Origin of the sequence: Streptomyces sp. NPDC087422 (assembly GCF_044744145.1) — a bacterium.
Taxonomy (GTDB): domain Bacteria; phylum Actinomycetota; class Actinomycetes; order Streptomycetales; family Streptomycetaceae; genus Actinacidiphila.
The window spans coordinates 1-13,537 of record NZ_JBIUXT010000025.1 but is presented as its reverse complement, the minus strand read 5'-3'; the positions used below and the strand labels follow the sequence as shown (position 1 = coordinate 13,537).

General features: G+C 71.3%; 11 protein-coding genes and 2 pseudogenes. 9 read left to right on the top strand and 4 right to left on the bottom strand.

Features of this window, described 5'->3' with window-relative positions:
- Nucleotides 1-109 precede the first annotated feature (109 nt).
- Nucleotides 110-734, bottom strand: a pseudogene (locus ACIO6U_RS36320) (IS5 family transposase).
- A gap of 249 nt (nucleotides 735-983) precedes the next feature.
- Complete coding sequence (locus ACIO6U_RS36315) at nucleotides 984-1,508, bottom strand: hypothetical protein (protein WP_401725757.1); 525 nt, start codon at nucleotides 1,506-1,508, stop codon at nucleotides 984-986.
- 408 nt (nucleotides 1,509-1,916) lie between these two features.
- On the opposite strand from ACIO6U_RS36315, the pseudogene ACIO6U_RS36310 reads away from it, so the two are divergent.
- Nucleotides 1,917-2,763 (top strand): annotated as a pseudogene (locus ACIO6U_RS36310) (IS5 family transposase).
- Nucleotides 2,764-2,775: 12 nt separating this feature from the next.
- On the opposite strand, the gene ACIO6U_RS36305 reads toward ACIO6U_RS36310, so the two are convergent.
- Both ACIO6U_RS36305 and ACIO6U_RS36300 read right to left on the bottom strand, forming a co-directional pair.
- On the bottom strand, nucleotides 2,776-3,063 hold the full coding sequence (locus ACIO6U_RS36305) for a hypothetical protein (protein ID WP_391049921.1): 288 nt from the start codon (nucleotides 3,061-3,063) through the stop codon (nucleotides 2,776-2,778).
- Between the two features lie 92 nt (nucleotides 3,064-3,155).
- Nucleotides 3,156-3,899, bottom strand: a complete 744-nt coding sequence (locus ACIO6U_RS36300; protein WP_401725754.1) for an alpha-L-rhamnosidase C-terminal domain-containing protein — start codon at nucleotides 3,897-3,899, stop codon at nucleotides 3,156-3,158.
- Nucleotides 3,900-4,260: 361 nt separating this feature from the next.
- Between ACIO6U_RS36300 and ACIO6U_RS36295 the strand changes: the two genes are divergently transcribed.
- The 8 genes from ACIO6U_RS36295 to ACIO6U_RS36260 all read left to right on the top strand — a co-directional run bounded on the left by ACIO6U_RS36295 (nucleotide 4,261) and on the right by ACIO6U_RS36260 (nucleotide 13,421).
- Nucleotides 4,261-4,539: a hypothetical protein gene (locus ACIO6U_RS36295; protein ID WP_355349093.1), complete on the top strand. Its 279-nt coding sequence runs from the start codon at nucleotides 4,261-4,263 to the stop codon at nucleotides 4,537-4,539.
- 204 nt (nucleotides 4,540-4,743) lie between these two features.
- Entirely contained in the window at nucleotides 4,744-5,670 is a 927-nt protein-coding gene (locus tag ACIO6U_RS36290; protein ID WP_401725750.1) for a hypothetical protein, read from the top strand.
- A 517-nt stretch (nucleotides 5,671-6,187) separates the two neighbouring features.
- Complete coding sequence (locus tag ACIO6U_RS36285) at nucleotides 6,188-6,928, top strand: hypothetical protein (RefSeq protein ID WP_401725747.1); 741 nt, start codon at nucleotides 6,188-6,190, stop codon at nucleotides 6,926-6,928.
- Nucleotides 6,929-7,175: 247 nt separating this feature from the next.
- The gene (locus ACIO6U_RS36280) at nucleotides 7,176-7,937 is read left to right on the top strand and encodes a GPP34 family phosphoprotein (RefSeq protein ID WP_355349102.1); all 762 of its coding nucleotides are present in this window, start codon (nucleotides 7,176-7,178) and stop codon (nucleotides 7,935-7,937) included.
- 125 nt (nucleotides 7,938-8,062) lie between these two features.
- The gene (locus tag ACIO6U_RS36275) at nucleotides 8,063-8,323 is read left to right on the top strand and encodes a DUF5133 domain-containing protein (protein ID WP_355349105.1); all 261 of its coding nucleotides are present in this window, start codon (nucleotides 8,063-8,065) and stop codon (nucleotides 8,321-8,323) included.
- Nucleotides 8,324-8,454: 131 nt separating this feature from the next.
- Nucleotides 8,455-8,637, top strand: coding sequence for a hypothetical protein (locus ACIO6U_RS36270; protein ID WP_401725744.1), 183 nt, complete (start codon nucleotides 8,455-8,457; stop codon nucleotides 8,635-8,637).
- Between the two features lie 290 nt (nucleotides 8,638-8,927).
- Entirely contained in the window at nucleotides 8,928-11,900 is a 2,973-nt protein-coding gene (locus tag ACIO6U_RS36265; RefSeq protein ID WP_401725742.1) for an MGH1-like glycoside hydrolase domain-containing protein, read from the top strand.
- Nucleotides 11,901-12,164: 264 nt separating this feature from the next.
- Nucleotides 12,165-13,421, top strand: a complete 1,257-nt coding sequence (locus ACIO6U_RS36260) for a peptidase S8 (protein ID WP_401725739.1) — start codon at nucleotides 12,165-12,167, stop codon at nucleotides 13,419-13,421.
- Nucleotides 13,422-13,537 lie beyond the last annotated feature (116 nt).

The following is a 13,537-nucleotide window of genomic DNA, read 5'->3' as shown; positions in this document are numbered from 1 at the left end:
AACGGGCCTATCCAGGAGGGCTCCGACGCCGTGATCACACCAGCCACGACAAGATCATCTCACCCCTGACCAGCAGTTACGGGACAGCCTCTAGGACGTGTCGTTCGGATCATCGTGCTGACCAGATGAAGATGGCGGCGAGGCGGAGTCCGGCGAGGTAGATGGTGGCGGTCTTGTCGTAGCGGGTGGCCAGGCCGCGCCATTGGATGAGCTTGTTGATGCAGCGTTCGACGGTGTTGCGCTGTTTGTACGCGTCGCGGTCGAAGGACGGTGGCCTGCCGCCCCGGCCGCCCCGGCTGCCGCGGCGTTTGCGGCTGGCGGCCTGGTCAGCGGGCTGCACTGGCCGTCGGCGGCCAGGTTGATCTTCGTGGTCAGTCCACCGCGGGACCGGCCGAGGGCATGATCTTTCGGCTCGCAGGCTGGGGCCCCTTTTGACGGGCCCCGGCGGCGTGCTGGTGAGCGCGTACGATCGTGGAGACGACGGCGACGACCCAGTCCAGGTCGCCTTCGGCGTCGGCCTGGGCGAGCAGCGCGGACAAGACCCTCTCCCAAGTGCCGTCCGCCGCCCAGGTCCGCAACCGGTTGTGGACGCCCTTCCAGAACCCGAAGCGTTCGGGCAGGTCCATCCACGGCGTGCCAGTGCGGTTCTTGAACGCGATCGCATCGATCACCTGCCGGTGATCACGCCACCGCCCACCCCACTCCGGCGTCCGGTCAGGAAGCAACGGCTCAATCCGGGCCCACTGAGCGTCAGTTCACGACACACATCAATCAACGATCAGATGATCCTTAAAAAAATCGCCCTAGACGAGGGGCAGGCCGCCGCCGAGGTGCACGCCGAAACTGCGGTGGCGGAGAGCAGGACGGGCAGGGTTCGCCGCAGCCGGGATTATGCCGCCTGGGGCGGGGCTCGCCCGCAACACCGTGTTCAGTTCCGCGAGCAGGACGCGGTGACGCCGGAAGGCAATCAGGAGGCGGGAGTTTTAGTCAACATCGTTGCAGTTGACACTGGCGCCTTGGTCGCTGCCATCTGAGTAGTCCCAGCCCACTACGGCATAGCACTCTGCTATGTGGCTGCCCGTCCAGTAGTAGAAATGAGTCCTGGCGTTGAAATACTCGCCGTCGGGCTGCTCGACCGAAACTGATCCGGCATCCCAGTACAGCGCACCGCGAGGAAGGTTGCGGTTGCTAATGCCCGGACTCCCGTCCGGAAAATGCTCGATTTCGATATCATTATCGGTGTATGGGTCAGTGGATGTGACCTCGCTCGATGCGTGTGAGGTATCGAAGTGAAGCTCCGCGTAGGCGGTCTTGTTGCACTGATCGAAGCCCTGGTAGAACACGCCGATGTGTTGACCGTCGGCCACCAGACTTTTGATCTGACCCACCGTGCGAAGGCAGGATGCGGCGCTTGCGGATTCGGCCGTAAGCAGAGGCAGCGAGCCTCCGGCGAGGGCCGTAATCGCGGTGACGGCGAGGATGCCTGATGTTTTCCGGAGCCTGATCACGATCTCTGTTACCTCCTAGAGGGCGACAGGTCTGGCGGTAGTTCGCAGAGAAGCGCGGGTTCTGGGTGCGTCCGGTGCGTCAGCCAAGACGTTGTCCGGAGACCGCCCACCCGTGAAGACGCTAAGCACAGGGGTCCTTCGACCGTCCTAGATTCGTCCTAGTGCGTGGTCAGCCGGGTGCATCATCGACTTCTGGCAGCCAGTGAGAACGCCAGCTGTCACTCCACGGCGTAGTGTGAGCAGCTTGCGCGCCGCCGTACGCCTCGGGCGCCACGAGGCATACACATCGGTGCCGGTGACCGACGACCCGGAAGTGGCCCACATCTGGTACGAGTCGCTGCGGGCACAGGGGGTGGGGCCACCGTGGCTAGGTCATTTCCTTCGGATCATCTGATCGTTGGTTGATGTGTGTCGTTGACTGATGCGCAGTGGGCGCGGATAGAGCCGTTGTTGCCGGACCGGACACCGAGGCGGGGCGGGCGGTGGCGTGATCACCGGCAGGTGATCGACGCGATCGCCTGGAAGTTCCAGACCGGGTCACAGTGGGTGCATCTCCCCGCGGAGTACGGTTCGTGGAAGGGCGTCTATACGCGGCTGAGGAACTGGGCCATCGACGGCACCTGGGATCGAGTTTTCACCGCCCTACTGGCCCAGGCCGATGCTGACGGCGAGTTGGACTGGGTCGTCGCGGTGGACTCCACGGTCGTGCGCGTGCACCAGCATGGTGCCGGGGCCCGGAAAAGGGGGCCTCGGCTGACGAGCGGGCCGACCACGCGATCGGACGGTCGCGTGGTGGGCTGACCACGAAGGTCCATCTCGCCGCTGACAGCCGCTGCCGCCCTCTGTGCTTCGTGCTCACGCCCGGCCAGGCAGGAGTCGCGCTGGCGTTCGACCACGTGATGGCTGCCATCCGGGTCCCGCGTCGGGTTGGCAGGCCCAGGACCAGAGGCCCTTCATGGTGCTGGCTGACAAGGCGTACTCGTCACGGGCCATCCGGGACCATCTGCGAAGGCGCGGAGTACGGACCGTGATTCCTCAACCCGCCGACCAGATCGCCAACCGCAAGCGCAGAGGACGCGGCGGCGGGCGGCCGCCCGGATTCGACCGCGCGGCCTACAAGCGACGCAATACCGTCGAACGCTGCATCAATCGCCTCAAGCAATGGCGCGGTCTCGCCACCCGCTACGAGAAGACCGCCACGGTCTACCGCGCCGGCCTCCTCATCGCGGGCATCTTTCTCTGGTCCGTCCGCTGAAGGACAGCCCGCTCAGGGGCGGAGACGTTCTCCCTGCGGATCGAAGCAGACGAGCTCATGCTCGCGGGCCAGCTCAGCGGCGTACTCCGACACCTCCTCGGCCTTGCCGTAAGACATGGTCAGGTACACGATCGGCCACGATGCCTCATTGATGACCGGTGTCGACGCCCACACGATGCTGCGGTCGATGCCATCCGGGTACCGTGCGACGAGGGCTTCCACGTACGCCACGATGCGCGGCGCCGGAGGCGCGACGACATCGTCCGACTCCAGGTAGCGCTCATAAAGCTCGTCGTACATCGAGACCGCTTGGCGGTCATCGAATGGACGGGTCGCCGTCCCACACAGCAAGGTCATAGCTCACAGACGCATCGTCGCAGGCAGCAGTTCTGTCAACGCCAGCAGGTCCTGCGACCGAATCTCCGCCAGTGATCCATAAGAGAGCTCGTAGAGCCGGACGCGGTCATGGCCGGGGCGCGGGGGAGGACGGGAGCGAGAACGCATGGCGTCCCGAGCCCACGCCGAAGGGCGCCCGGCCGTCGGGGAGGCGCACCTCGGCGCGGGTGTTCGGCGGGACCACGGCCGTGACGGTGAGGGTGCCCACCCTCGGTCCGCCAGCCGGCCTCCGCCCTGCCGTACGGCGTCTCGTGCGCGGCGGGGGCCCGGGTGAGACCGGCGCCGGGCACGGGCGCGACCCGGATGTGCCGCCAGCCGGGGGAGGCAGCGGCGAGCCCGGCGACCGTGCGGTGCAGCCAGTCGGCGACGGCGCCGAGCCGTTGGCGCTGGGTCGGCGGCAGCACGCAGCGGATCGCCAGCGCGTACGCCGTCTGCGTGTCGCAGGACAGCCGTCGGCCGGGCGGGACGAACTCCTCGGCGAACGCCGCCCGCGTGCGCGCCGCCAGCCTCCGGTACCCGCTCGCGTCCTGCTCCTCGCCCAGGATGTCGGCGATCCGCGCGAGCACGTCGGCCGACCGTACGAGGTAGGGGTTGGCGACCAGGTCCCCGTCGGTCCTGGCCGCGCCGGGATCCTCCGCGGGCGCGGCCGGGTCGAGCCAGTCGCCGAGCGGGAAATTCTGCCGCCACAGACCGCCGCCCTGCTCGGCCTTGACGGCGCTCCGGCCCACCCAGGCCGTCATGCCCGCGCCCCGGCCGCGGTGCCGCGCTCACACAACGACGGGGCGGCGGCGGGCGGATGACCGGGGGGCGGGGACACCGAGCAGGTGGGCGGGCGGTGGGGAATCGGGCCCTCCTCGGCTGGCTCTGGCGCACGAGCCTGCCCGTCGGGGCGGCTCGCAGGGGTGCGCGCTCCATGGTGACGGGAACACCCGCCCGCGGGCGGTGCGGAACGGGAAGCGGCGGCGGCCGGGTCCGGCAAGGGCGCTCGCCGCCGACCGGCGCCGTCGCGCCGCGCTCGCGGATTCGCACGCCGGACGCGGTCAGGGGACACCGACCTGGAAAACGTGCGCGAGCCGCGGTGCGGAACGTAGTCTCGAACACGTGAGTCGGCTGACGGGTGTTGAGCAAGAAGAGTGCGTGCGGTGCGCGGAGCTGGAGGCCCGGTTCAGGGATCCGTCGACCGTCAACCCCGGTGCGTATCTTTACGGTTGGGCCACCCACCAGCTCGACGACCACGACGCCGAGCCGGAACCCCTGCCCGACTGCCCCGAATGCGGCAAGTACGCGGCGGGACCCGGCACCGTCCACGCGCGGGTGTGGCAGCGCTGGGCGCGGACGCACTACATGCAGTGCACGCTCGCCCCGTACTGGAAGCCGTAGCGGGAGTCCGGCGGAAACCGTTCGCACCGCCACTGAGCTGGGAAAACAGCGTGCTGAGAGTCGGCTGCCGCGGGCTCCGGAACGGTCCCGAATGGCGCAATATGGACATATCGGATGTCATGGTACTAAGCGTGTGTCTCTCGTGACGCACAGCGACCGCCGGGGAAGTCTCACCCCTGGTAGTTCGGCAAAGGAATACGCACCATGTCATCTGATCCCAGCTCATCCCCCGACGAGCGATCCCCCATAGCCACGCGCGACGAGCCCAGGCACACCCTGCTCCGCACCGCGGCGACCACCCGCCCGCTGGCCGAAGTGGCCAGTCTGGTCAACCTCCTCAAGCAGAACGGCGAGTCGCCGAGTCCGGCCGACGAGGCACTGCGGCTGGCCGCCGTGTCCCGACCGGTCGACGAGGTACGGCAGTTGGTCGTCCTGCTCAACGAACCGCCGCACGCGGACGGCGAGGCCGGTACGACCCTGCGCGCGGCGGCCATGGGCCGTCCCATCGAGGACGTCGCCCACCTGGTCACCATCTTCGGCCCGGAGAGCGACGGCTCGCCGATCCGCGGCCCGGAGCCGACCGGCCCCGACACGTCAGGGCACGCCTGGCCGGAACAGCGACCCGAGGGGGAGGGGCAGGGCACCGACGAGCCGCCCGCCACGGGCGGCGGCGCGGGCCGCCTCGCCGGGCGCCGCCCCGGCTCGGGCCCCGCGCGGACCCGCCGCGCGGCGCCCGCCCTGGCCTCCGTCCTGCGCTGGCCCGCCGCCGTCGCGCTCCTCGCGGTCGCCGCGATCCACCTGCCCACCGACATCGCGGGCCTGCGCGCCGGCGACCTCGCGGCGGGTGTGTCCCTGGCCATCACCGTCCTCTGCCTGGTCCTGGCGGTCATGCTGACCGTGCAGGACACGGTCTGGACGTGGGCGGCCAGCGCGACCGCGGCCGTGGGCACGCTGGTGCTGCACTCGCTCGCCGCCGGCTTCGGGCCCGTGCACCTGCTCAGGGACAGCCTCGGCCGGTCCTTCGCCGGGTCCACCACAACGGTGCTGGCCTGCGCCGCGGTGGCGGCGGCCCTGGCGGGCTCCGCGCTGCTCCGCAGGCACAAGCCCGCGGTCGCCGCGACCGACGCCTGACGGCCCACAGGCGGTGCCAGCGGGCTGACGCCCGGCCGGTGCCGCCACGAATGGCGGCGGTCATTCGCCCGTCGGCGTGCGTGCAGCCGCCACGTGTGCCAAGGTAGAAGAGGTCCCGCAGCCACCCCCCCCGGCTGCGGGACCTTCGCTTGTCCGTTCCGCGGGTCCCGCGACGCGACGCCACGGCCCTCGGCCGCGCCCTGTGCGGACGCACGTCCTCCGCATACGCGTACGAACCGACACCCCCCGCGCCGGGGCATCGTGCTGCCGCCCGGGCCCCCGCCGGACCCCGACACGCGCCCCCGCCGCGCCCCGTCCTCCCCTTCCCGCCCGTCCCTCCCGTGCCGCCTGGACGATTCGGGCGTTGCCGGGGCACGACAGGGCGTACGGTCACTGGTGCGCCGAGCGGGGCGGCGGCGACAATCTGCTGACCAGGCGATCGACGTGTGCAGCGCACGACGGACCACACCAACGCGCACCGCCGGACGCACGACCGGGCGCACCGCGAGGAGCAGCCGTGATATCCGAGCCGGAACTGACGGGCGGACTCGACGAGCCCACGCCCGCGGACATGGTCTCCGACGGGGACCCCGCCCCCCGACCGGCCGCCTTCGGCCCGGGCGGCAGGCGCCTGTGGGCGGTCGGCCTCGGCGGCGCCATCGTCGCGTCCGCCGCGTGGGCGGGCGGCCTGTACGCGTACGGCCCGCGGCACAGCGGCGCACCGGACATGCACGGCTACGTCCTGCACGGCAGCCCGTGCGCGGGACTCACCCTCAAGCCGCTCACCGACGCGCTCAAGGCCACCGACACCCAGACCGTCTCACCCGCGGTGGTCCACCTCGGCCCCGCGCTCGACCAGATCCGCTGCACGATCGAGACCACGTCACCGATCCCGCTGCGCGGCGGCACGGCGCGTTACGAGGTGGTCGTCGGCGTCGACCTGCACAAGGCGACCGACCCCGCCGCCGAATTCGAGGACCAGCGCGACCTCGACACCGCCGACCTCATCCCCGTCACGACCACCGAATCCGTCCCCGACCTCGGGGACAAGGCGTACTTCCTCACCATCAACGCGGGGTCGCAGCAGCTCAAAGTCCTCGACGGCGGCGCGGTGTTCACCCTCACCCTCAACGGCTACAACTACCTCGCCACCAGCGTGGACGGGCAGCAGGGCGACAGCACCTCCGAGACCGACCTGCGGGCGTACCAGCCCGCGCTGATCGCCACGGTGCGCAACGTGATGAAGGGGCAGAAGTAGCGGGCACGGCGGCGGTGACGTCCCGGACGGACATGACAGTCGGGGCGGAGGCGGCGGCCACGCCGACCCGGGCCCCCGCCCCTATCGGGTGTCCTTGAGAGCCCCGCCGCCGGAGTACCCGCCGGGTCGCGGTCGCGTTGGGTAGTTTTGTGGCACGTCCTTCACAGCGGTCCAGGCCGGACCGCCTCCGGGCCGGCGACCGCCGTCCGGCGGCCCGGCCGCGCCGCCCACGATGCGGAGCAGCGCGATGACCACACCACGAGACCTGATCGTCGTCGCCATGGACGTGCCGCCCGACCTCCTCGTGGACCGCGGCGACCTCTCCCTCGCCCTGGCCGGGGCCGAGCTGATCGACCTCATCGCGGCGAAGGAGCTGACGCTGCGCGGCGACCGCGTGGTGCCCGTACCCCGGCCGGAGGGCGAGCGGCGCACCGCGGACCGGCTGCTGGGGGAGGCGCTGACGGCGTACGAGACGGCGACGCGCTCCGCGGAGGCCGCCGACCGCGACCCGGGCAGGGCGACGGACAAGGCGACGGAAAGAGCGGCGGGCGAGGCGGCGGACAGGCCGACGGGCAAGCGGGCGGAACCGGCCGCGGAGAGCGGCGCGGACGACAATCCGGGGGAGCGCGTCGAGGACTGGCTGTGGCGCCGGGGCCGGGACCTGCCGACCGCGTACATCGCCGCGCTCGAAGAGGACGGCACGCTGGTCCCCGAGCGGCACCGGCGCTGGGGCCTGCTCCCCACCAGCCGACGCGTCCTCGCCGACACGCCGGGTCGGCGCCGGGCGGCCCAGCACTGGGCGTCGGACGCGCCGGTCCTCAGGGCGCTCGCCACCCTCATCGGGGTCAAGGGCGACGAGCCGCCGCCGGACGAGGTCCCCACGGGCAGCCCGTCGCGGGTGGTGCTGCGCGCACTCCGGCACGCCGTCGAGGAGTTGGCCGAGGAGCGCCGTCTGCGCACCACCCGGCTCGACCGCGCCAACGCCACCTACCGCAGCCGCGGTTACTGACGGTCTGACGGTCGGTCACCCGCTCCCGATCAATCACGATTTAGGGGAGTGGACGGCCTGTTACGGGGTAGGCGACTCTTGCCCCGTGACACGGGGTGAGCAATTTTCCACGAGAGGCTGTGACGATGTCGGCCCACCCTGCCGCGCTGCGTGAACTGGTCGAGCGGTACGAGCACTTGAATTCCCAGAGCCCCGAGGTCCGCTCCGAGCCGCGGATCCGCGACCTCCTGCGTGACACCGCCTACACACTGTGCGTGGCGACCGGCACCGGCGAGATCGGCGCCGCGCTGGCCGCCGCCCGCGCCCTGCTCGCCGAAGCCGGGGACACCGAGGCGCTGGACGACGAGGCCGGAGACGCGACCACCGCCCTCGAAGCGGCGGCTTAGGGCCCCTCCTGAACCTCACGTCACCTCCAGAACCTCACGTCACCTCCCGCGCCCACGGGCGGCGGTACACGGACCGGCACATATCAGCTCCAAACCCGTTGTGAACCGGCCCGACGGGGCACACTCACCGCATGGCTGATCTTGACGACGACCCGGTGATGGTCTGCGCCGAATGCGGGCGCACCAGCGACTGGAACCCCACGACCTTCTGCTCGTGGGCGTGCTTCGACACCGAGCCGCGGCCGGGCGCACCCGAGGCGATGGCGTACTTCACCGGCACGGCCCCCGAGGACCCGGCCGACAGCGAGGAGTGAAGGGCCGCCTGCGCGCTGCCCCTCTAGCGTCCCGGCGTGCCGATAAGGCGGTCCCAGGCCGCCGCCAGCCCGCCCCGCCATGCCGTCCTGCCCGCCGCGATACGAGCCCGGCCCGCCCCTGGCGTGACGCTCGCGGTCACCCCCCGACGCGACGGCCGCACCCGCCCCCCTGTCCGATCCCTTGACGCGCGGGAGAGCGCTCTCATATGTTCCCCACGCACCGCATGAATGAAACGATTCACTCGCGTCTGCCGTTGAGTCACCCCCCACCTCGCACGGAGGCCGGAGCCATGTCCTTCCCCCATCCGCCGGGGCGACGATCGCCCTTATCCGCTTCCCGCCGCTTCAGGGTCGCGCTGTTCCTCGCGACCCTGTGCGCCGCCGTCGGCCTGTCGACCACGCCGCCCGCGTCCGCCGATGCCCGCACCTCCGAAGCCCGTACCGCCGCGGCCCCCGCGGTTCCGGCCGCCGCCCCCACCGCGCTCGCCGGCCGGTCGGCGGGCGACGCGTACATCTACGCCCCGCACAGCAGGACGCTCGCCCCGGTCGCGGTCAAGGGCACGTCCGGGTCCGTCACCTCACCGGGGAACGTGCTGTCGGGCGCCTCGACCCGCATCTCCGGGACGAACGCGTATCTGGTCCTCGACTTCGGCAAGGAGGTCGGCGGGCTGGTGACGCTGAGATTCGCCGGGGCGAGCGGCAGCGGGCAGCGGGTCGGCCTGGCCTTCAGCGAGTCGTCGCTGTACGTCGGCCCGGTCAGCGACTTGAGCAGCGGCACCGTGTACTCCGGTTCCGGCACCGACGGCGCGCTGACCGCGACCGTCGACGGCGCGGGCACGTACACCATGCCGACCGACAAACTGCGCGGCGGCTTCCGCTACTTGACGGTCTTCATGGGGACGTCCGGCTGGGTGGACCTCAACGGGGTCTCGCTGGCGTTCACCGGCGCGGCCGGGATGAGCGACCCCGCCGCGTACGCCAACTACTTCTATTCGAGCGACCCGCTGCTGAACAAGATCTGGTACGCCGGGGCCTACACCGTCCAGATGGACACGATCGCGCCCGACACCGGCCGCGCCTATCCGCCGCCCGCCTCCGGGTGGGAGAACAACGCCGTGATCGGCACGGGAGCGGGCATCCTCAGCGACGGCGCCAAGCGCGACCGCGCCGTCTGGCCCGGCGACCTCGGTGTGTCGACGCCCACCGAATACGTCTCGACCCATGACATCGCGTCCACCAAGAACGCCCTCAACAGCCTCTACCAGCACCAGAATTCCTCGACCGGTGAGCTGGAGTACGGCGGTCCGGCCGTCAACTTCTACGGCTCCGACACCTATCACACGTGGACGCTCATCGGGTCGGCGTCGTACTACACCTACTCCGCCGACAAGGCGTGGCTGGACTCGGTGTGGAGCCGCTACCGGCTCGGCATGTCCTTCATCACCGCGAAGATCGACGGCAACGGCCTGCTGAACGTCACCGGGACCAACGACTGGGCGCGCGGCGGCCAGGGCGGCGAGAACATCGAGGCCAACGCGCTGCTCTACGCGGCCCTCACCAGCGGTGCGACGCTCGCGTCCGTCGAGGGGGACACGACGGACGCCACCGCCTGGCGTCAGCGCGCGGCCACCGTGAAGTCCGCCGTCAACCAGCGGCTCTGGAACGGCGCGGTCGGCCTCTACCGCGACAACCCGACCAGCACGCTCTATCCGCAGGACGGCAACTCGCTCGCGGTCTGGTACGGGCTGACCGACAGCGCGGACAAGGACACCGCCATCGCGCATGCGCTCGCCGCCCGGTGGAACGACCACGGCGCGGCCAGCCCCGAGAAGGACGGCGGCGCCATCGGCACCTTCCCCGGATCGATGGAGGTCCAGGCCCACTTCGCGGCCGACGACGACATCAACGCGCTGGCCCTGATCCGCCGCGAGTGGGGCTACATGCTGGGCAGCCCCACGGGCACGGGAAGTACGTTCTGGGAGGGGTTCCGCTCCGACGGGTCCTTCGACTACGGCGGCACGTACATGAGCCTGGCGCACGGCTGGGGGACCGGACCGACCTCCGCCCTCACCTTCTACCTGCTGGGCCTGTCCCCGACCGGCACCGCTGCCTACGACTTCGTGCCGCACCCCGGCGACCTCGCCCACACCGAGGGCACCCTCACCATGCCGCAGGGCACGGTGACCGGCTCCTGGGACCGGGACACGGCCGCGGGCACCCTCACCGAGTCGCTGACGAGCCCGGCGGGGACCACCGGCCGGATCGGCGTACCCACCAACGGCTCCGCCGACGCCACCGTCACCGTCAACGGCGCCACCGTGTGGAGCGGCGGCGCCTTCCATCCGGGCGCGGGCATCAACGGCGGGTCGAGCGACGGCCGTTACGTCTACCTCACCGGCGTCCCCGCCGGGACGTACGCGGTGTCCGCCACCGGCCTCGGCGCCCCCGTGCCCTTCGCCACCTCGGTCGCGGGCACGACGCTGCCGACCGGCTACACCCTGTGCGCCGTCGAGGGCGGCACCTGCACCCCGTCCGGCAGCCAGGTCATGGCCTACGGCGCGGGCGCGTACGCCTACCGGTCCGTCAGCGGCGCGACGCTCTGCGCGGCCTCCGCCTTCGGCGGCGCCGACCCGGCGTACGGTGTACTGAAGTCCTGCTATCTCGCCCCGTCCGGCGGCCCCGCGGGCTACACCTCGTGCGCGGCGGAGAAGGGGACCTGCGCGGTCAGCGGCACCCGGGAGGTCGCCTACGGCGCGAACGGCGCCTTCCGCTTCCAGGTGGTCACCGGCAGCGTCGCCTGCACCAACGACGCCTTCGGCACCGACCCGTTGTACAACACGGCCAAGAGCTGCTGGGCCGCCCCGAACGGGCCGCCCGCGGGCAACTGGACGCAGTGCGCGGCCGAGAAGTCCGTCTGCGCGGCCACCGGATCGCAACCCGTCGCGTACGGCGCCGCGGGCGCGTTCTGGACCGGCCGCTCCAATGGCCCGACGACCTGCGGCAACGACACGATGGGGGTCGACCCGGTCTTCGGCGTGGCCAAGAGCTGCTCCACGTACGCGGGCGCCCCGCCCGGCTTTCCGGCGACCTGCTCGGCGGAGAACGGCAGTTGCGCCTTCACCGGCCGCAGGACCGTGGCGTACGGGGCGGCGGGCGACTACCTCTACGCGACGTTCACCGGGGGCACGCCCTGCACCACCGCGGCCTTCGGCGGCGGTGACCCGATCCCGAACGTCGCCAAATCCTGCTACCTGACGTCGTAGGGCGGACCCAAGCGGCGGACCGCGCAGGGGAGTTGCGAAACCACGCAAGTGGAATCCATGCATCCTGCGCGGTCATTTCTCGACCACGTCTTCCCCAAGGCGAACTGACGAAGGCAAAGCGGAGGTAGAGACTTCGCCCGGTCCCTGTATTGACGTGACCGCGTCACCCATAGTGGCGGTTCGGTGCCTCAGTCACCCCATCTGGCACCGCAGGCACCACTGCATCCGCAGGCCCCCAGGTAACCCACCACAGGAGGCAGTTCGTTGCGCATCACCCTGAATCCGGCGATACGTCGCGCCGGTCTACCCCTCACAGCGGTCGCCGCTCTGGCCGCTTCCGCGCTGGCCCTCACCCCGTCCGCCGTCGCGCAGACGCCGGCCGCCGCGCAGCCCGTCCACACCGCGCGGGCCTGTGCCACGCCCGCCAAGGCGGGCGACATGGCCTGTAAGGCGCTGCGCGTCACCAGCGGCACCGTGCACGCCGCGCGGACCACCACGGTCTCGCCGGACGCGGCCACCGCCGCCACGCCGTCGGGCTACGGTCCCACCGACCTGCGCGCCGCCTACGGCCTCACCTCGGCGGCGTCCACCAACGGCAGCGGCGAGACGGTCGCGATCGTCGACGCGTACGACGACCCCAACGCCGCCAGTGACCTGGCCGCCTACCGGTCGTACTACGGTCTGCCCGCCTGCACGGTGGCCAGCGGCTGCTTCAAGAAGGTGAGCCAGACCGGCTCCACCACGTCCCTGCCCAGCGCCGACTCGGGCTGGGCCGAGGAGATCTCCCTCGACCTGGACATGGCCAGCGCCATCTGCCCGAAGTGCAACATCCTCCTGGTCGAGGCCAGTTCCGCCTCCATGGCCAACCTCGGCAAGTCGGTCAACGAGGCCGTCGCCCTGGGCGCGAAGTTCGTCTCGAACAGCTACGGCGGTTCCGAGTCGTCCTCCGACACCAGCTACGACTCCTCGTACTTCAACCACCCCGGTGTCGCGATCACCGTCAGCGCCGGTGACTCCGGCTACGGCGCCGAGTACCCCGCGGCCTCGAAGTACGTGACCGCGGTCGGCGGCACCAACCTCAAGAAGTCGTCCACGACCCGCGGTTGGACGGAGACGGTCTGGTCCGGCTCCGGCTCCGGCTGCTCGGCCTACGACGCCAAGCAGTCCTGGCAGAAGGACACCGGCTGCTCCAAGCGGACCATCGCCGATGTCTCGGCGGTCGCCGACCCGGCCACCGGTGTCGCGGTCTACGACTCCTACGGCGTCACGGCCGGCTGGTACACCTTCGGCGGCACCAGCGTCTCCTCGCCGATCATCGCCTCGGTCTACGCGCTGGCGGGCAACCCGTCCTCCGGCTCGTACCCGACGTCCTTCCCGTACGCCCACACCACGGCGCTCAACGACGTGACCAGCGGTTCCAACGGAAGCTGCTCCGGCAGCTACCTGTGCACCGCCAAGGCCGGTTACGACGGTCCGACCGGTCTCGGCACCCCGGCCGGGACGACGGCCTTCGCGGGCTGACCTCCCGTTCCTCGCGGGCGGGGGGGGGCCCCCCCCCCCCGCCCCCCCCCCCCCCCCCCCCCCCCCCCCCCCCCCCCCCCCCCAGCCCGCCCCCCCGGCCCCCCCCCCGGCCCCCC